Here is a 19618-nt window from a genome sequence, read left to right as displayed (position 1 = left end):
AATTGTGTTTAAAAATTAAGGGTGATACGTGGAAGGTTACGCTACTGAAGAACAACAAGTTGAAGCGCTGAAATCATGGTGGAAGTCCCATGGTAATGCAGTTATTTTTGGTACTGTACTAGGCCTTGCTGGTTTAGTGGGTTTTCGTTATTACAACGATAGCCAGTTAACAGCACAAGAAGAACTATCAGCAGCTTACGATACGGTTGTGACTGAATTATCTGAAAATGGACTTGCAGCAAAGGCGACCACTCAGACGTTTATTGATGCCAACAGTGGTAATGCTTACGCAACACTAACAGCATTACAACTTGCCGCTGAAGCGGTGAAACAACAGGATTTCACTGAAGCTGAAACGCAACTTAGCTGGGTAGCGACAAACAGTAATCAAGCAAGTATCTTGCCGATTGCTAAGATTCGTCTAGCACGAGTTCAAGCGCAGCTACAAAACTTTGATGCTGCACTGGCGACATTGGATAAAGTGACACTTGATACCTTTGCCAGTAAAAAAGCAGAAGTCCAAGGTGATATCTATGTACAGCAAGGCGATTTAAATGCAGCGCGTAGTGCTTATAAAACTGCATTAGCGGGTGTTGGTGCAAATACACAGCTGCTACAATTAAAACTTGATGACCTTGCTATAGCCTACGTGGCAGACGATCTTGATGCTGCAATCGCGGGAGAGTTGAATGACCAATAAGCTGAGAATGTTAACAACAGCTGCGGTTCTTTCAGTTTTTTTACAAGGGTGCTCTTTATTCAGCGATGATGAGGACGTATATTCACCACTGCCTGTGATCCAAGCTGAATTTACGCCAGAAATTGAATGGCGTAAGACTATCGGCTCGGGTGTGGGTGAGTATTACTCACAGACACGAACCTTACTTGTAAATGATCGGCTTTTTGCCGCAAGTCGTTCTGGTTTAGTAAAAGCGCTAGATCCTATTTCAGGTAATGAAATTTGGGCGCAAGATTTGTCTGAGCAAGACGTTTTTAACCGTTTTGATGACAGTGATAATGCACTGCTTTCTGGTGGCATTGCCGCTGGTTATGGCATGGTCTTTGTCGGCAGTGAAAATGCGGTATTGTTTGCATTAAACGAGGACACGGGTGAAGTACTCTGGCAAGTTGAAACTGACGGTGAAGTGATCGCAAGTCCTGTGGTTGATGAAGGTCTGGTTATCATCCAGACTGGCAGTGGTAGCTTGATTGGCTTTGACGTTCAGACGGGTGAGCAGCGCTGGATCCAAAGTTCAGAATTACCTGCTTTGACTTTACGTGGTAATAATTCGCCAATCACCACCAATGGAGCAGCGATTTATGGTCGCAGTGATGGTAAACTAGCCGCCGTCTTTCTCGCTAATGGTCGATTGATCTGGGAAGTGAATGTTGCTAAGCCAAAAGGCGCCAATGACATTGACCGTTTAGTTGACGTTAATGGCCAAGCGGTTGCTCGTGGCTCAGAGGTTTATACCTCGGCGTTTAACGGTGAGTTAATGGCGATTGAACTACGTTCAGGTAAGGTACTTTGGAAGCGTGCATATGCATCGGTAAAAGATCTTACCGTTGCCGGCTTTGAACTGTTCTTAACCGATACTGAAGGTCGTATTCATGCAATCGATCGTCGTAATGGTTTGACCTTATGGTCACAGAATCGTTTAGCGTTGCGTGGTGTAACAGCACCCACTGTCTCGGGCAATAATATTGTTGTCGGCGACAAAGAAGGTTACCTGCACTGGCTAGACCGTAAAACCGGAAAGTTAGTTGCACAACAATTAATTGATAGTGATGGATTATTTTCTAAAGCCTTGAACTCAGATGAATATCTCTATGTTCAAAGCCGTGGTGGTGACTTGGTTGCGGTAAAAAAACCAATTTAACCGATTAGATAGAATATCATCGACCTAATTTATTGCGCCGAGAGGCGCATTTTGTCCTTTTAAATAAGTGACTTTATTTTACTAGAGCCGTATTGAGGCTGAGGTTAACTATGACCCCTGTAATTGCATTGGTTGGACGCCCTAATGTTGGTAAATCAACATTGTTCAACCGCTTAACTCGTACCCGGGACGCACTTGTTGCCGATTTCCCAGGGTTAACTCGTGACCGTAAATATGGACAAGCTAACTTAGCTGGTCGTGAGTTCATTGTTGTTGATACCGGCGGTATTAATGGCGATGAAGAAGGGATTGATGCAAAAATGGCTGATCAGTCGTTACTTGCGATTGAAGAAGCTGATGCCGTATTATTTATGGTCGATGCTCGAGCAGGCCTAATGGTAGCTGATCAAGCAATTGCCGAACATTTACGTAAGCAAGAGAAGAAAGTATTTCTTGTTGCCAATAAAGTAGATGGCCTTGATGGCGATGTTGCTGTTGCTGAATTCTATGCGCTTGCACTTGGTGATATTTACCAAGTTGCTGCATCGCAGGGACGTGGCATTAACATTCTTATTGAAGAAGCATTAGCACACGTTGAAGTTGCTGATGCTGAAGATGAAGAAGAATTCTCAGATGCAGACCCTTTTGTAAATGGTGAGTTATTACCAGAAGAAGAGGAAGGTGAGGAAGATGAGCAAACTGCGGAAGATTACGCGCGTTTACCAATCAAACTAGCCATGATTGGTTGCCCTAACGTAGGCAAATCAACACTGGTTAACCGTATTTTAGGTGAAGAACGTGTTGTTGTTTATGATATGCCGGGCACTACCCGTGACAGTATCTACATTCCGATGGAGCGTGCTGGTCGTAACTACATGCTTATCGATACTGCTGGTGTACGTCGTCGTAAAAATATCAATGAAGCCGTTGAGAAGTTCTCGATTGTTAAAGCATTACAAGCAATTGATGATGCTAACGTGGTATTAATGGTGTTGGATGCGCGTGTTGGTGTTACCTCACAAGATCTAACGCTATTAGGTTTTGCGATTAACTCAGGCCGTTCAATTGTGATTGCCATCAATAAATGGGATGGTTTAGATGCTGGCGTGAAAGATCGCATTAAATCTGAATTAGATCGTCGCTTAGGCTTCATTGACTTTGCACGTATCCATTTCATCTCGGCATTGCACGGTACGGGTGTTGGTAACTTATTTGAATCGATTACAGAAGCATTCGATTCATCAACTAAGCGTGTATCAACGTCTATGCTAACGCGTATCGTACGTATGGCTGTTGATGATCATCAGCCGCCAATGCATGCTGGTCGTCGTGTTAAGCTGCGTTATGCGCATGCGGGTGGTTACAATCCTCCACTGATCGTTGTGCATGGTAACCAAGTAACCAAATTATCGGGTTCATACCGTCGTTACTTAATCAACTACTTCCGCCGTTCATTAAAAATTATGGGCACGCCGATTAAAGTTGAATTCCGTGACAGTGACAATCCGTTTGCAGATAAGAAAAATAAGTTATCATTATCGCAACAGAAAAAACGCCGTCGTATGATGTCGCATTACAAAAGTAAAAAATAATAGCGTCGGTTATTATTGATGAAAAGGTCTGTTTTTACAGGCCTTTTTTTATGCCTGTGGATCAGTAAAAGGTTAGCTTTAGTCATATTTTAGTTATATTCTCGCTGTTAAGGTATATACCTTAACGTAAAGACTGTTACTATTTGTGGCACTATATAGTTACTTCAAGGTGTTATGTAAGCGGCTAGCTGGGTATCGAATAGGATATGGATAATGAATATGGATAGCATGAGAGGTTTTATTTGACCATAGTTGCAGTTGTGTATTTTTCGGAGTCTGGTTCAACTCAATCGCTTGCTCGTGAAGTGGTAATGGGTATCAACACCGTTGAAGACGTAAAGGCCATTGAATGTCAGGTGCAGGCCTGGGATTTAGTTGAAGGTCGTTTTGATAACGATGAGCTGATGTGTTTATTGGATAACGCCGATGCTATTATATTTGGTTCGCCAACCTACATGGGGGGGGTATCTGCACAGTTTAAAGCGTTTGCCGATGCGACAAGTGAGCGTTGGGATAGCCAACAATGGCGTAATAAATTTACCGGTGGTTTTACTGTTGGTAGTTGCCTTAACGGTGACCAAACTAACACGATTCAATATATGGCAACATTAGCGAGTCAGCATGGCATGTTATGGATTGGGCTCGATATTGCGGGTGGTTATAACAGCGTGGGGCTAAATCGTCTAGGATGTCAGTTGGGTGTAGTTGGGCATAATCCAGAAGGAGAAGTGCACCGCAGTGATCTCGATACCGCGAAGTACTTGGGGCGTCGTATTGCTATCATCACCAAGACCTGCGCTTCTCAGCTACAGGCCTTATCATGATTTATTATTTACTGTGCTATCAGTTATTCGGCGGTTAAACGCTTCACAAGTTGGGTAACCAGTAATTCTGCGCCGACTAAGTCATCATTATCAAACCGGCCAATACTTGGGCTATCGATATCCAGTACGCCGATTAATTTATCATTAACCACAATCGGTACCACAACCTCTGAGTTGCTGGCTGCATCACAGGCAATATGGCCTGGAAAGTCATGTACATCTGTGACTAATTGAGTTTGTAATGTACTTGCTGCTGTGCCGCACACACCACGCCCGACTGGAATGCGGATACATGCAGGTTGGCCTTGGAATGGACCTAATACTAACTCGTCATTCTCGTAAAGATAAAATCCTACCCAGTTAATATCTTCTAGTTCCATAAATAATAAAGCACTTAGGTTAGCTAAATTGGCAATTAAATGGCTTTCTTCAGCCATTAAAGCGTCAGCTTGTTGGGCAAGACGCTGATAAAGTTGGATCTTAGACATGTATTCCCTTTATGAATAGATAAGATGAAAGTGTAAGACGCATCTTATCTATGATAGTAATGTGTACCTTATCTGATGGTTATATCGTCATAAAGGTTATATTGGTTTGAGCAGGTTCGTTAGGACGAAAAAACAGTGATAAGATATAGTGTAATTTACTGATGATGTGTTTACTCAATGTGAACATAGTAGATCCTCGTCATACTTACAGCTAGTTAAGACTTACTGTAGAGTATAATGATAGCGGTTACTTTACCTCTTATTTAATATTTATCCTGTTTTATCGACAGAAGTTAGAAATTCATGCACATATACTTAGTTACCCACGAGAGAGAGTTCTCGCGCCGCAGTAATACTGGCAAATTAGTTAAACAGTTTCTCCCCGATGAAACAAGTGTTGTGCCTTGGCGTCGTAAAGAGCCGGATAGTAAATTGTTAACGGCGATCAAATCCGGTCGGGTGGCAATTTTGGCACCAGACGCAGAAGGCGAACATGAAATAAGTGATTTTGATAGTTTGGTATTGCTGGACAGCACCTGGCAAGAAGCCCGGAAAATGTATAGTCGCAGTGACTATTTAAAAGATTTACCTAAGGTCACCTTAACTGCGCCACAAGCATCTGAGTTTATTTTACGCGCCAATCAAGTTGACGGCGGGTTAAGTACCGTTGAATGTGTGATTGAACTGCTACGTTTGCAGCAACGCGAACCTGAAGCAGAACAACTAAGATTAGAATTTAAGGCATTTATTCGCGCTTGTTTATAAACGTTTGTCGGTAATTCTTTGGGGTGCTTTCCGTCCAACGTCGAAAGGCTTTATAAAATGCCGCTGGAGTGGCAAAACCCAATAAATACGATATTTCACTGAAGGTAAGCAGGGTATCGCGGACATAACTCAATGCCAGACCTTTTCTGGTGGTATCCATGATACTTTGATAGTTAGTCTTTTCTTTGTATAAGCGGCGTCTTAATGTCCAGGCTGATGTCCCCAGTAGTTCAGCCACTTGATTAATATCAGGCATGTTACCGACCAAATTATGACTGACTTTTTCAATAACCTTAGTTTGCCAATCCTGATTTTGTTGCAGCAGTTGTAGTTCATTTTGACATAACTGTTGTGCTTGCAGATAACTGCTCATGCAGGCATCGGGTAATGGAGTCTGGATATGCTGGCTATTTAATACTAGACCATTAAATGTGGAATTAAAAATAACCGGGCATTGGAAAAATGCATGATAGCGCTCGCTGTTCTTTGGCTCTGGGTATTCAATATGCACCGCTTTAACAATACTGATCGGCTGGTTTAAGTACGTGGCTCGAGAGGTCAATAAGGTGAACCAACTTGCTAACACAGAATCAACCACAAAATAATTATACGGATTATATGGGGCTATCGAATAAAAGGTCAGTGTCGGCTCTGGCGTTGTGATAAACGTGGAATGACCCCGTACATTTTGACTTAACAAACTTTCATATTGGGCGAGTACTTGTGCCATGGTGCTAATATTAATGGCCGACATACAGGCAAATCCCAGCATCCCATAATGTTGAAAGCAGACATTCTCGCCCATCAGTAAGCCTAGGTCTTCGCGCCCCGTTTGTTGCATTAACTCAAAACCTATGCGCATATATTTGGGAATAGATAAGCGACCATGATGGGCACTGAGCTGCGCGATGGAGACATTGTATTTGGCTAAAATAGGATTAATATCGCAACTGATCTTATTACTGGCTAAACTCATTTGCTGCAAAAAGTTAACCGAAATATCCCCTAAGCTTACTTTTGAATTTATTTTTTCCGTCATTGAATTCCTATCCGTCATCGCACATGCTAGCCAAGAATTCACCTTTGCTAACTAAAGATAATTAATTGTATATCATGAGCATTGTATCCGTTGTGCTTTAACGCTACTTTTAACAAAAATAAGAACCAATAAATTTTTAATAACATAAAAATAATAAACTCTGAACCAAATAGCCAAAGCAATGGGGTGAACCATGTCAGCAAAAAATAATTATCCAAATTTATTAACACCACTCGATCTGGGTTTTACCCAATTGAAAAACCGCGTATTAATGGGGTCCATGCATACCGGACTTGAAGAAGTCAGCAATGGTTTTACCCGTATGGCGGCTTATTTTGCCGAACGTGCAGCAGGTGGTGTTGGCCTGATTGTGACTGGCGGTATTGGTCCAAATCCTGAAGGTGCGGTGTTTCAAGGTGGTTCGAAAATGGATACCGTTGAAGAAGCTGAAGCGCATAAAGAGGTCACTGCCGCCGTGCATGCCGCGGGTGGTAAAATTTGTATGCAGATCTTACACGCGGGTCGTTATGCGTATAGCAAGCAACCTGTCGCGCCATCAGCAATCCAAGCCCCGATTAATCCTGTGCGCCCACGTGCGCTAACCACGGAAGAAGTCTATCAACAGGTCGCTGCATTTGTTAACTGTGCCGGACTTGCACAATCAGCGAATTATGATGGTGTTGAGATCATGGGGTCGGAAGGTTATTTGATTAACCAGTTTATTGTTGAGCACACCAACCAACGTGACGATGAATGGGGTGGCAGTTTTGAAAACCGTATCCGGTTCCCAGTTGAAATTGTCAGACAGGTACGCGAGAAAGTCGGCACCGATTTTATTATTATTTATCGTTTGTCTATGTTAGATCTGATTGAGAAAGGCAGTACTTGGCAAGAAGTCGTGGCGCTGGCAAAAGCCATTGAGAAAGCGGGTGCAACCATCATTAATACCGGTATCGGCTGGCACGAAGCGCGGATACCAACGATTGTCACGAAAGTGCCAAGAGCAGCATTTACCAAAGTGACTGCAAAATTGAAAGGCGAAGTATCGATTCCGTTGATCACCACAAACCGCATTAACACCCCCGAGATCGCAGAGTCAGTACTCGCGCAAGGTCATGCTGACATGGTGTCGATGGCACGACCATTCTTAGCCGACCCTGAATTTGTAAATAAAGCGGCAGCTGGAAAGAGTGACGAGATCAATACTTGTATTGGCTGTAATCAAGCGTGTTTAGATCATACTTTTAGTATGAAGTTAACCTCTTGTTTGGTTAACCCGCGCGCTTGCCGTGAAACGGAACTTATTTATCTGAAATCACCAGTGAGCAAACGTATTGCTGTGGTCGGTGCTGGTCCTGCAGGATTAGCGTTTGCAACCGTCGCTGCGCAGCGCGGGCACAAAGTTACTATTTTTGATGATAAGTCAGAACTGGGTGGACAGTTTAATGTTGCCAAGCAAGTGCCTGGTAAAGAAGAGTTTTTTGAGACTTTACGTTATTTCACTACGATGACTGCAAAGCTTGGCGTAGAAATTATGTTGAATAAGCGCGTGTCTGCCGATGAGCTTATCGCTAACGGTTTTGATGATGTGGTATTAGCGACCGGTATTGCGCCGCGTACACCTGCTATTGAGGGTATTGGTCATCGCAAAGTATTGTCTTATCTTGATGTGTTACGAGATAAAAAACCGGTAGGTAGTAAAGTGGCCATTATTGGTGCTGGTGGTATTGGTTTTGATGTCGCGGAATACCTTGCCCATGATCATCAATCAACAGCGCCAACAGCCAGTCAGGATATTGACACCTTCATGCGTGAGTGGGGGGTTGATTTAACCATGCAAAATCGCGGTGGTTTAATGCCCGCTGAAAAACCGGCTGCAGCACGTGAGATTTATTTATTACAACGCAAAGCAAGTAAGGTTGGTGCTGGGTTAGGTAAAACCTCTGGATGGGTGCATAGAGCGGGTCTCGCGAGTAAGAAAGTAGCAATGATAAACAGTGTTGAGTACGTTAAAGTTGATGACCAGGGACTGCATATTCTAGTCGCTGGAGAGCCTCAGGTATTGGATGTTGATCATATTATTGTTTGTGCTGGTCAAGACCCATTACGCGAGCTACAAGCGCAATTAGTGGCTGCTGAGCAACAAGTGCACCTGATTGGCGGCGCTGATGTCGCGGCGGAACTGGATGCCAAACGTGCGATCAAACAAGGTTCTGAGTTAGCTGCGGCGATTTAGCCCATATATTAGGAAAGGCATGTTAGATCCGCCTTTCCTAATGACTATGTTGACGATAGTCGCTGAGCTTATTACTGAGAGAATGTCTTAAGCTGATGTTTTAGCATAGTCCGCTCAGATTTGTGATTTTAATGTGTATATGAGAGCCGTATTTTAGCGTGGCTAAAAATTGAATTATTTCACTTAATATCAGTGCGGTCGTGCAAATGTACTCTAGTCTTGAAGTCTAAGTTTAACTTTTATGATGAGTGTAAGAATGCCCAGAAAACTATGTTATTTATTGGAACTGCCTGATTCTAAAGTGACATTTAGTGTATTACTCATAGCAGATAAAGCCTGCTTGTCTGTGCCTGGTATTGATGAGTGTTACGCCATCGATCGCATCATGATCGTTGAAAATCCCAGTACACAACTACAAGGTTATTATATCTGTGATTATGCAACACCAGTCTGGTCACTTGAGGACTTGTCACTACAAGATATCGGCTTACTCTCTGCGCATTTTGGCTTGCTGATTGAGCATGAGTATAATGACATTTATGCAATGGAAGCACATCAGCTTATTGATGCTGGACAATATCAGTCAATTAAAACCTGATTTATAATTTAAATGTCACATTCATTCTTTCTTAATCGTGCTATAACAGTGTGTACTCAGCGAGATTAACTGTCTGTGATGTGAAGAGGAAATGATGGCTAAACTGAAAAATGAAAAGAAATTATTTAAAGCTGCGATTGCCTTAGGTACTCAGTACTTACAGCAACGTGGTAGTACATTTACAACGACAGACCCAGAAGACGTTAAAGCGCAATATATTTATAAAGCGTTAGTGTTTGATAAACTGATGCAGCCTCTGGCTAAAGATCAAGAAAGCACCCTCAATATTAAACATAAATTAGCTATTTGGATCTCTCGAAAATTACCGGCTGACCACCCTTTACTTACCGGCGAATAATAATTCGATGTTGGGTTGAATACGTTATATAACGTGTTCAGCCCATTTTTATGGACGCTTAATGACGCTGTAAGAATAACGTCGCGGCCTTAATACCTGCACTATAATCGCCTTCGAGCGTGTTAACTTGACGTGTTAAGGTGGGCGTTTGTAGTTCTTCATCCGGTGCTATTTCGATAATATTGACACCTGCTGGAGGATTTCGCATAAACTCGCAAGTGCTGTTGTATTCTTTGCTGTAATTATCAAGCAGCTTGGTGAGTACGGTATCGTGCCTAACCCAGTAGGTAAGTAAGCGTTCTAAAACGGATAGTTTTTCTACCCAATGTCGGGTTCTGGTCCTGATCACAATAATATGATTCGCCCCTAAATCGACCGCCTTCTTTACCGGTATCGGATCGACGAGCCCGCCATCGATATGAATATCATTACCAAGTTTAACCCCTGGACGAAACACGATGGGTAAGGCACACGAGGCTATTATCTGCTGAAACCAACGGCTTGGTTCTGCATTTTGATAACTTGCTTGGCCTTTTGATTTGTCACAACTGGTGATCACAAAAGGGCGGGAGTTTAAACGTCGTTTTGCTTGAATCAGATCGATAGGATCATGTAGCGTTAATATATCATGTAATTCAGCCAATTCCATGGCATTACCACCTTTGATAAAGCGCCTCCAATCAACAAAGGTAGTTGATTTAGCAAGGTGATTAATAAGTCGTAGCGAATATTTCTTTTGCCCAGCAATAAATGCAGATAAGTTTAAGGTGCCAGCAGAGCTGCCAATAAACAGATCGAAAGGGTCATAACCATGGTCTAAAAAGGTATCTAATACTCCAGCCGTAAATACGCTGCGCATACCACCGCCTTCAACAACAAGTGCTGTTTTAATCATAGCAACCTCGATATATGTACTTATTCTAACCACCATGTCTTCAATGGGTATAACAAGCGTAGGGTAAATACCAAAATTTGGTAGTTATGTGCATCTGTGTTACTTGATAAGTATCAAATAAGACTGTGACAGCTAAGTGAAGCAAGGATGATATTATGGTGACAAAAACTAGAAGGCGTTGACTAACCGTCGGGGATACTGGTGAAGGTGGTGATGCTACCTTCATCAGTATTTAAAGTGAGGGTTTATTTAAAATTAATAAAAGTAAGCGCGTCTTGCAAGGTTTGCTGTGGTATTTCTTCCATTGGTACATGACCAGCATCAGGGTAAGTGATCAAGGTTGAGCCCGAGATATTAGTGAGCCATTGTTCACTCAGCGTAGCTGGAACCCAAATATCTTTTTCCCCCCACATCAGTAACGTCGGTGCAGTGATACTACTGAAGTTTAGCGGTGCGTGTTGGTCGTTTTTTTCAGCTAACATGGCAATGGTATTGGCATAAGCTTGCTTCGCACCAGGACGCAATGACAGATGAATGTAGCGGTCCATGTTGGCTTTAGTGATCCGTTCAGGATCGCCATAGACATCTTTTACCCCCATCGCGATAATAAAAGGTGGGAATACATTGGCAGCCAGGCTATTGATACCGGGCATACTTGCAAAACTTAACAGAAATGGCAGTTCTTGTGGGGCGCCAGCAGGATCGATAAGGATAAGTTTTTTTATTTTACCGGGATTGTTCGCTGCATACTGAGCTGAAATATAACCGCCGAGTGAATTACCGACTAAAATAAAATCATCGAGTTGTAATTCGGCTACGAATTGTTCGAAAGATGAATGTAATAGGGTTTCAGCGTAGTCATCTGGATTTTCAGGTCCACCTGTTAAGCCAAAACCTGGCACATCGAGGCTGATGATCCGGTAGTCGGCCGCTAAGCCTTTATGCCACTCATCCCAAGTATGCAATGATGACAAAATCCCATGGACTAAGACAATCGGTTGACCATTTTGATTCCCTTCGTCACGGTAGTGAATACGCATACCATTAATATCCATCCACTGTGATTCTTCGTTGGCATATAGCGCATTGAGGTCTGCAATTGGCATTTCCCCAATTCCCCAAACACTGCTTATCGTTGGACTAGCGGATACCGCATCTTGCATACTTGAGCAGCCTGTTAAGCTTAAGCTTAAGCTTGCTGTTACAGCTAAGGCTACCGCGAAAGGTAATATTTTAGGTCGTCTGAAGGTCATCATCACTGTTTCATCCTTGAAATCTGGGTCGGTTCGATTAAAAATTAAGTGTTGGTGCGCTATACAATAAATAGTTAGTGCGGTGTAAATTAAACTGTTAGTACTATATAAAAGTAAAAAGTGCTTAAGCATAAACGAGTTTATTTTAAACTAATGCCTAATTTGATTACTTAATTTAGTAATGGGGCAATTGATCACGAAATAGTGGGCTTTAAGAGGACGGGCATTATCTTGTTCAACATAAAAAAGCCCCGAACTTGCATTAAGTCTCGGGGCTTTTTAAATTTTAATCTTCTTGTATTAAATAATGTAGCGCGTTAACGCTAATATTTAATTAAAAATAAGCTATTTAGCTAAAGATTCAGTCAGGTTAGGACGGATCTTAGCAAGCATATCTTTAAGTACACGTGGTGATGCAGCAACTGAGTTACCAGACTTGAAGAAGTCATGGCCGCCAGCGAAATCAGTGACGATAGCGCCTGATTCAGTAGCGATTAAGTTACCTGCTGCAGTTTCCCAAGGTTTTTGACCCATGCTCCATAAACCGTCGATACGACCAGCTGCTAGGTAAGCAAGGTTAAGTGCAGGACAACCAGCTGCACGAATATCAGCACATTCAGAGAATAATGCGCCGAAGATGTTCATGTAAGTTTCTTGCTGATGCTTCATGCTGTGTGGGAAGCCTGTCGCTAAAACAGTACCAGATAAATCTTTAGCAGAACCAGCACGTAAACGGAAACCGTTTAATTGAGCGCCTTTACCACGACAAGCAGAGAAAATTTCATCACCGATAGCATCAAAGATAACTGCAACTTCAGATTTACCTTTAACGTGTAAAGCGATAGAGATAGCGAAGTGTGGAATACCTTTGATAAAGTTAATATGACCGTTTAGTGGGTCAATGATCCACTGGTAGTCTGTATCTGCACCAGTTGTAGCACCGCTGTCTTTTGCGATGATCGTATGCTCTGGGTAAGCTTTTTTAATTGTAGCGATAATAGCTGCTTCAGCTTCTTTTTCTACGTTAGTCACAAAATCATTTGTGCCTTTTTGCTCAACCTTAGTTTTACTAGGATCGCCATAAGCTTTTACGATTACATTGCCTGCGTCACGCGCAGCACGGATCGCTATTGTTAGCATCGGATGCATACTATTACCACCAAATTTTTGAAAGAACGGGAATTAGGGCGCGGAGTATACCCAACTTAACGTAAAGATCCAAAGTAATTTTCATAACTTTTTACGCCTTATATTTATTCTTTAGTATATTTACGTTTTCACCGCTGCTTATTACATCAGCTACGGGTTAATTGTGCTAGAATTCGCGACCATAAATTAACAACTCCAATAATAGTCTAACTCTTGCTTTCAACCTGTGGTTTAAATAGCTTGTTTGACTATTATGCATCTTTTTAGGTATTAATTATGTTAGCAAACGTAAAAGTTGTATTAGTCGGTACATCTCATCCTGGTAATATTGGTTCTGCTGCTCGAGCAATGAAAACCATGGGTTTCACGCAATTAGTGCTAGTGGCACCGTTATGTGAGATTGATGAGAAATCAGTAGCATTAGCTGCGGGTGCTGCCGATGTATTAGAGAATGCAACGATCGTCGATACCTTAGAAGAAGCGGTAGCAGACTGTGGCCTTGTGATCGGTACAAGTGCGCGTTCACGCACGCTGCAATGGCCAATGCTGGATTCACGTGAAGCTGGGTTAAAATTAATTGAAGAAGTGCCGAATTATCCAGTGGCATTGGTATTTGGTCGTGAGCGTATTGGTTTGACTAATGATGAGCTACAAAAATGTACTTATCATGTATGTGTTGCTGCAAATCCTGAATACAGCTCATTGAATTTAGCCATGGCAGTACAGATCTTAACGTACGAAACACGTATGGCATATCTTGCTACCAATACTTATCCTGAACAAGATAACCCGTATCCCAAACAAGAGGAACTTGAAATGTTCCATACGCATCTTGAACAGACATTGTGGGATTCTGGTTTTATTAACAAAGCCCATCCAGGTGTTGTGATGAATCGTTTACGTCGACTCTTCACCCGTGCTCGTCCTGAAACTATTGAATTAAATATTTTACGTGGTGCATTGGTGTCTATTCAGCGTAATTTTAAAAAATAGTCGCGTTGAAGTAGCGCAATGGGTGACGCTAAAATAATACCTGAGTAAATTAGTCAGGTATATACTTGACCATTTCAGTCGGGTATGTAACCATAGCTTTAAATAACAGTTTTAGAGGTTGCTATGCGATTGACATCGAAGGGACGTTACGCCGTTACAGCTATGATTGATCTTGCATTGCACGCAGAAATGAAGCCTGTACCACTGGCTGAAATATCCGAACGGCAAAGTATTTCACTGTCGTATTTGGAGCAGTTATTCTCTCGATTACGTCGAAAGAATCTGGTAGCAAGTGCACGAGGACCCGGTGGTGGCTATAAATTAGGCATGTTACCTGGGGATATTTCTGTTGGTATGATCATCGATGCAGTTGATGAGAATGTAAAAGCGACGAAGTGTGATTCTTCGGGTGGTTGTAATGATGGGAAACGTTGCTTAACGCATTCACTTTGGGATGATTTAAGTAAGCGAATCAGTGATTTTCTTGATAACATATCGCTTGCTGATTTGATGACAAATAATGAGATAAAGCAGATCGTCAATGAACAAGATCATGACCGTCAAATGTTAAATAAAATTGATGTAAATATTATTTGATAATTGTTTAATTAAACATAATATAATTATAATTATAAGTATGAACACGGTTAGCGGTTTAACTGTGTTGTATGGAGCAATGACTAGATGAAAAAACCTATTTATTTGGATTATTCTGCCACTACGCCTGTAGATCCACGTGTAGCAGAAAAAATGATGCAATGCTTAACGATGGACGGCATTTTTGGTAACCCTGCGTCTCGTTCACACCGTTTCGGCTGGCAAGCAGAAGAAGCAGTAGACATTGCTCGTAATCAAATTGCAGATTTAGTAAATGCAGACCCCCGTGAAGTTGTAATTACTTCGGGTGCCACTGAATCAAACAACCTTGCTATTAAAGGTGCCGCGCATTTTTATAAGAAGAAAGGCAAGCACATCATCACAAGTAAAATTGAGCACAAAGCTGTGCTGGATACTTGTCGCCAACTTGAGCGTGAAGGATACGAAGTAACTTATTTAGACCCAACACCTGAAGGTCTAATTACGGTTGAAATCCTTGAAGCTGCAATCCGTGAAGATACAATCATTGTTAGTATCATGCACGTGAATAATGAAATTGGTGCGATTAATGATATCGCTGCATTGGGTGAACTTTGTCGCTCTAAGAAAGTCTTATTCCATGTAGATGCTGCGCAAAGTGCGGGCAAATTACCAATCGATTTCTCAGAACTGAAAGTAGATATGTTATCAGTATCGGCGCATAAAATTTATGGCCCTAAAGGTATTGGTGCACTATACGTACAACGTAAACCGCGTATCCGTCTTGAAGCACAAATGCACGGCGGCGGTCATGAACGTGGTATGCGTAGTGGTACATTAGCAACTCACCAAATTGTAGGTATGGGTGAAGCTTTCCGTATTGCGAAAGAAGAAATGCAACAAGATACAGACCATGCGGAAGCATTACGTAAACGTTTCTGGGCAGGCATTGCCGATATCGAAGAAGTATATCTAAATGGCCACGCTGAACAACGTATCGTAAGTAACCTAAACGTAAGTTTCAACTTTGTTGAAGGTGAGTCATTAATGATGGCACTGAAAGACCTTGCGGTTTCTTCTGGCTCTGCTTGTACATCTGCAAGTTTAGAACCATCTTATGTACTGCGTGCATTAGGTCTAAACGATGAAATGGCGCATAGTTCAATTCGTTTCTCATTCGGTCGTTTTACGACGATAGAAGAAGTGGATTACGCAACCAGCATCATTAAAGAAAACATCAGTAAGCTACGTGACATGTCGCCTTTATGGGAGATGTTTAAAGATGGTATCGATTTAAGCACTATCGAGTGGGATCACCACTAAAATCGACCACCCTTGTTTCACGAAGATTTATATTCAGTTTGAAGGAGTTATATCATGGCTTATAGCGAAAAAGTAATCGACCATTATGAAAACCCACGTAACGTAGGTTCATTTGATAAAAATGATCCATCTATCGCAACTGGTATGGTTGGCGCACCTGCGTGTGGCGACGTAATGAAGTTACAACTTAAAATTAATGATGACGGCATTATTGAAGATGCTAAATTCAAAACTTATGGTTGTGGTTCAGCGATCGCATCAAGCTCACTTGTTACCGAATGGGTAAAAGGCAAGAGCATTGAGCAAGCGGGCAAAATCACCAATATGACTATTGCTGAAGAGTTAGAATTACCACCAGTGAAAATTCACTGTTCAATTCTTGCTGAAGATGCAATTAAAGCTGCAATTGATGATTACAAAAAGAAAAAAGCGTCTTAGGAGCTAAATATGGCTGTTACCTTATCAGACTCTGCTGCAGCACGTGTTGCGAGCTACCTTGATAAACGTGGTAAAGGTGCCGGTTTACGCCTAGGTGTAAAAACATCTGGTTGCTCTGGCTTGGCTTATGTCCTCGAGTTTGTTGACTCGATTGATGAAAACGATGAAGTTTTTATTGAGAAAGGCGTTACCGTTATCGTGGATAAAAAAAGCCTCGTTTATCTTGACGGGATCGAGTTAGATTTCGTTAAAGAAGGCCTTAATGAAGGGTTTGAATTTAATAATCCCAACCTTAAAGGCGAATGCGGCTGCGGTGAAAGCTTCAACGTGTAATAATGAGATGAAAAACCCAAATAACCTGGTTATTTGGGTTTTGTTTATTTAATCTATTCATTGAAGGTCGTCAGATGAACCATTTTGAGCTGTTTGGTTTACCCGTTATTTTTGAACTAGATAGTGCCGGTTTAGCAACAACATATCGAGAATTACAGCGCACACTACACCCGGATAAATTTGCCAATAGCAGTGAGCGAGAGCGCTTATTATCGGTGCAAAAATCATCGCAAGTTAATGATGCTTATTCAATTCTTAAGTCGCCTATTCAACGTGCAGAATATATGCTAGCCGTTTGCCATGAAGATATTCGTGGTGAGCAAAAGACATTGCAAGATCCAGTGTTTTTAATGCAGCAAATGGAACTACACGAGCGTCTTGAAGACATCCCTCACTCCGCTGATCCTGAACAAGAAATTGCAGACTTTGATGATGAATTAACATTATCCATTAAAGCGTATCTGCAAGAATTTAATAAATTAATCAGCGCTGAGCATTATAACGACGCGGCAAATGTAGTGCGTAAATTAAAGTTTGTCTACAAACTACAAGCACAATTAAGTACACTTGAAGATAGTTTACTTGATTACTAATCAAATAATTTAAATTTAAGAACCTAAAACATGGCATTACTTCAAATTGCTGAACCGGGACAAGCGGCAGCACCTCATGAGCATAAACTTGCTGTTGGTATCGATCTCGGTACAACTAATTCATTAGTGGCAAGTGTCCGTAGTGGCAGTGCTGAAACGTTAGTTGATAAGATTGGTCGAGATATTTTACCGTCAGTGGTGCGTTATACTGCAGATTCAGTTGTGGTTGGTGACGACGCTGCACAACAAGCGATAACCGATCCAGAAAATACCATCTCTTCGGTCAAGCGTTTGATGGGTAAAGCATTCTCTGATATTGATCCTGCGCGTATTCCGAATATACTGGTTGAATCGGCATCGGGCCAACCGTTAATTAAGACGGTGGCAGGTGAGCTTAATCCGGTACAAGTATCCGCAGAAATTCTAAAAGCATTAGCAGCACGTGCAACAGAGACACTTGCAGGTGAACTTAATGGTGTGGTTATTACGGTACCCGCTTATTTTGATGATGCACAACGTCAAGGCACGAAAGACGCTGCAAATATTGCAGGGTTAAATGTTTTACGATTATTAAACGAGCCAACTGCAGCCGCAATAGCGTATGGATTAGATGCCGGTCAAGAAGGTATTATTGCGGTTTATGACCTTGGTGGCGGTACGTTTGATATATCCATCTTACGTCTGCATAAAGGTGTTTTCGAAGTACTTGCAACCGGTGGTGACTCTGCGCTGGGCGGTGATGACTTTGATCATTTAGTTGTCGACTGGATCTGTGCTGAAGCCGGACTTGTGGGTAAGCAGTCGCTAGCGATGCAACGTCTGCTGCTAACGGAAGCTAAACATACGAAACAAGCACTAACAGATAGCGATAGCGCTGCGATTAATATCGTATTGGATGATGTTAATTGGCAGGGAATATTAAACCGTTCAACATTTGAAGGTCTTATTCAGCCATTAGTTAAACGTACTTTATTAGCCTGTCGTCGTTCGTTAAAAGATGCTGATATCAGTAAAGACGATGTACTTGAAATCGTGATGGTTGGCGGTTCAACACGGGTGCCATTAGTCCGTGAGAAAGTTGGTGAGTTTTTTGCCCAACAGCCACTGACCAGTATCAATCCAGATAAGGTTGTTGCAATTGGCGCGGCTATCCAGGCTGATGTATTAGTCGGTAATAAACCAGATTCAGATTTATTATTACTGGATGTTACGCCGTTATCACTTGGTTTAGAAACCATGGGTAACTTGGTTGAAAAAGTTATCCCACGTAATACCACTATCCCAGTCGCACGCGCGCAAGAGTTTACCACGTTTAAAGATGGTCAAACTGCCATGACAATTCATGTGTTGCAGGGCGAACGTGAATTGGTCAGTGATTGCCGTTCATTAGCGCGCTTCTCACTTACTGGTATTCCACCGATGGCAGCGGGTGCCGCGCATATTCGAGTGACGTTCCAAGTGGATGCAGACGGTTTATTAAGTGTATCAGCGATGGAGAAATCATCGGGAGTATCAGCCTCTATCCAAGTTAAACCGTCTTATGGTTTAAGTGATGATGAAGTGGCTAACATGCTTAAAGATTCAATGACGTATGCGAAAGAAGATGTGACTGCGCGTATGCTAGCTGAACAACAGCTAGAAGCAGACCGTGTCATGGAAAGTCTGATTGTTGCCTTGCAGCAAGATGGTAAAGCTTTATTGTCAGATGCAGAACAAAATGCGATTGAAACAGCGATGCAAACGCTTTATCAGATCCGTCAAAGTGATGACAGAGATGCTATTGAAAAACAAATTGAAACAGTCGATAAATTAACACAAGATTTTGCTGCTCGTCGTATGGATGCATCAATCCGTAAGGCGTTGCAGGGTCAGTCGGTAGATAAGGTCTAAGAAATGCCAAAAGTTATATTTTTACCTCATGCAGAGTTATGCCCAGAAGGTCTCTCTGTAGAGGTTGAGAAAGGTGAAACCATTCTTGATGTTGCATTAAGAAATAAAATTATCATTGAACATGCTTGTGAGAAATCATGTGCCTGTACTACTTGTCATGTGATTGTACGTGAAGGCTTTGATTCATTAGAAGAAAGTGATGAACTTGAAGATGACATGTTAGATAAAGCATGGGGTTTAGAACCCGACTCTCGTTTAGGTTGCCAAGCGATCGTCGCAGATGAAGACTTGGTTGTAGAGATCCCTAAATACACGATCAACATGGTATCTGAAAGCCATTAATTGATTGTGAAGCTAAGGCATCTTTATCCTACGCATAAATAGCGTAAGCAAAC

At 42.0% G+C, this 19618-nt stretch carries 21 protein-coding genes; 16 read left to right on the top strand and 5 right to left on the bottom strand.

Translation table 11 applies throughout. The annotated features are described in order from the left end of the window. Positions 1–28 precede the first annotated feature (28 nt). From HRT96_RS04340 to HRT96_RS04325, 4 genes are all read left to right on the top strand, one after another. Positions 29–700: a tetratricopeptide repeat protein gene (locus HRT96_RS04340; protein ID WP_293152729.1), complete on the top strand. Its 672-nt coding sequence runs from the start codon at positions 29–31 to the stop codon at positions 698–700. Continuing rightward, positions 690–1880, top strand: coding sequence for an outer membrane protein assembly factor BamB (bamB, locus tag HRT96_RS04335; protein WP_293152726.1), 1191 nt, complete (start codon positions 690–692; stop codon positions 1878–1880). Before HRT96_RS04340 ends, bamB begins: the two co-directional genes overlap by 11 nt. Positions 1881–1990: 110 nt before the next feature. Continuing rightward, positions 1991–3472, top strand: a complete 1482-nt coding sequence (gene der / locus HRT96_RS04330; RefSeq protein ID WP_293152723.1) for a ribosome biogenesis GTPase Der — start codon at positions 1991–1993, stop codon at positions 3470–3472. A gap of 242 nt (positions 3473–3714) precedes the next feature. Continuing rightward, positions 3715–4296 carry a flavodoxin family protein gene (locus tag HRT96_RS04325; protein WP_293128706.1) on the top strand — a complete coding sequence of 194 codons (582 nt, stop codon included), beginning with the start codon at positions 3715–3717 and terminating at the stop codon, positions 4294–4296. 23 nt (positions 4297–4319) lie between these two features. Here the strand turns inward: HRT96_RS04325 and HRT96_RS04320 are convergent, their stop codons facing one another. Further along, positions 4320–4784, bottom strand: a complete 465-nt coding sequence (locus HRT96_RS04320) for a GAF domain-containing protein (protein ID WP_293152720.1) — start codon at positions 4782–4784, stop codon at positions 4320–4322. Positions 4785–5087: 303 nt separating this feature from the next. Between HRT96_RS04320 and HRT96_RS04315 the strand changes: the two genes are divergently transcribed. Next, the gene (locus HRT96_RS04315; protein WP_293152717.1) at positions 5088–5549 is read left to right on the top strand and encodes a tRNA-uridine aminocarboxypropyltransferase; all 462 of its coding nucleotides are present in this window, start codon (positions 5088–5090) and stop codon (positions 5547–5549) included. Here the strand turns inward: HRT96_RS04315 and HRT96_RS04310 are convergent. Further along, on the bottom strand, positions 5530–6588 hold the full coding sequence (locus tag HRT96_RS04310; protein ID WP_293152714.1) for an AraC family transcriptional regulator: 1059 nt from the start codon (positions 6586–6588) through the stop codon (positions 5530–5532). The genes HRT96_RS04315 and HRT96_RS04310 overlap by 20 nt on opposite strands. A 193-nt stretch (positions 6589–6781) precedes the next feature. Here HRT96_RS04310 and HRT96_RS04305 point away from each other — a divergent pair, with 193 nt between their 5' ends. The 3 genes from HRT96_RS04305 to HRT96_RS04295 all read left to right on the top strand — a co-directional run bounded on the left by HRT96_RS04305 (position 6782) and on the right by HRT96_RS04295 (position 9780). Further along, positions 6782–8824 (top strand): NADPH-dependent 2,4-dienoyl-CoA reductase, encoded by a 2043-nt coding sequence (locus HRT96_RS04305; RefSeq protein WP_293152711.1) that lies wholly within the window; start codon positions 6782–6784, stop codon positions 8822–8824. 256 nt (positions 8825–9080) lie between these two features. Then, complete coding sequence (locus tag HRT96_RS04300; RefSeq protein ID WP_293152708.1) at positions 9081–9422, top strand: hypothetical protein; 342 nt, start codon at positions 9081–9083, stop codon at positions 9420–9422. Positions 9423–9516: 94 nt separating this feature from the next. Then, entirely contained in the window at positions 9517–9780 is a 264-nt protein-coding gene (locus tag HRT96_RS04295) for a DUF5062 family protein (protein ID WP_043994121.1), read from the top strand. Between the two features lie 58 nt (positions 9781–9838). On the opposite strand, the gene HRT96_RS04290 is transcribed toward HRT96_RS04295, so the two are convergent. The 3 genes from HRT96_RS04290 to suhB form a co-directional block, all read right to left on the bottom strand. After that, entirely contained in the window at positions 9839–10675 is an 837-nt protein-coding gene (locus HRT96_RS04290) for a patatin family protein (RefSeq protein WP_293152703.1), read from the bottom strand. Between the two features lie 245 nt (positions 10676–10920). After that, positions 10921–11931, bottom strand: coding sequence for an alpha/beta hydrolase (locus HRT96_RS04285; protein ID WP_293152701.1), 1011 nt, complete (start codon positions 11929–11931; stop codon positions 10921–10923). Between the two features lie 342 nt (positions 11932–12273). Further along, on the bottom strand, positions 12274–13077 hold the full coding sequence (suhB, locus tag HRT96_RS04280) for an inositol-1-monophosphatase (protein ID WP_293152698.1): 804 nt from the start codon (positions 13075–13077) through the stop codon (positions 12274–12276). 276 nt (positions 13078–13353) lie between these two features. On the opposite strand from suhB, the gene trmJ reads away from it, so the two are divergent. From trmJ to fdx, 8 genes are all read left to right on the top strand, one after another. Continuing rightward, a complete protein-coding gene (gene trmJ / locus HRT96_RS04275) occupies positions 13354–14070 on the top strand; it encodes a tRNA (cytosine(32)/uridine(32)-2'-O)-methyltransferase TrmJ (protein ID WP_293152695.1) in 717 nt (238 codons plus the stop codon). 123 nt (positions 14071–14193) lie between these two features. Beyond that, complete coding sequence (gene iscR, locus HRT96_RS04270; protein WP_293128697.1) at positions 14194–14667, top strand: Fe-S cluster assembly transcriptional regulator IscR; 474 nt, start codon at positions 14194–14196, stop codon at positions 14665–14667. An 87-nt stretch (positions 14668–14754) separates the two neighbouring features. Next, positions 14755–15969 carry an IscS subfamily cysteine desulfurase gene (locus tag HRT96_RS04265; protein WP_293152692.1) on the top strand — a complete coding sequence of 405 codons (1215 nt, stop codon included), beginning with the start codon at positions 14755–14757 and terminating at the stop codon, positions 15967–15969. A gap of 54 nt (positions 15970–16023) precedes the next feature. After that, a complete protein-coding gene (iscU, locus tag HRT96_RS04260; protein WP_293128695.1) occupies positions 16024–16407 on the top strand; it encodes a Fe-S cluster assembly scaffold IscU in 384 nt (127 codons plus the stop codon). Between the two features lie 9 nt (positions 16408–16416). Further along, positions 16417–16740 (top strand): iron-sulfur cluster assembly protein IscA, encoded by a 324-nt coding sequence (gene iscA, locus HRT96_RS04255; RefSeq protein ID WP_293145282.1) that lies wholly within the window; start codon positions 16417–16419, stop codon positions 16738–16740. 74 nt (positions 16741–16814) lie between these two features. Further along, entirely contained in the window at positions 16815–17333 is a 519-nt protein-coding gene (gene hscB, locus HRT96_RS04250) for a co-chaperone HscB (RefSeq protein WP_293152689.1), read from the top strand. 30 nt (positions 17334–17363) lie between these two features. Further along, a complete protein-coding gene (gene hscA, locus HRT96_RS04245) occupies positions 17364–19223 on the top strand; it encodes a Fe-S protein assembly chaperone HscA (protein ID WP_293152686.1) in 1860 nt (619 codons plus the stop codon). Between the two features lie 3 nt (positions 19224–19226). Then, a complete protein-coding gene (fdx, locus tag HRT96_RS04240) occupies positions 19227–19565 on the top strand; it encodes an ISC system 2Fe-2S type ferredoxin (protein WP_293152683.1) in 339 nt (112 codons plus the stop codon). Positions 19566–19618: the final 53 nt, after the last annotated feature.

Source organism: Moritella sp. (assembly GCF_013215705.1).
Lineage (GTDB): Bacteria > Pseudomonadota > Gammaproteobacteria > Enterobacterales > Moritellaceae > Moritella.
This window is presented reverse-complemented; position numbering and strand designations above follow the sequence as displayed.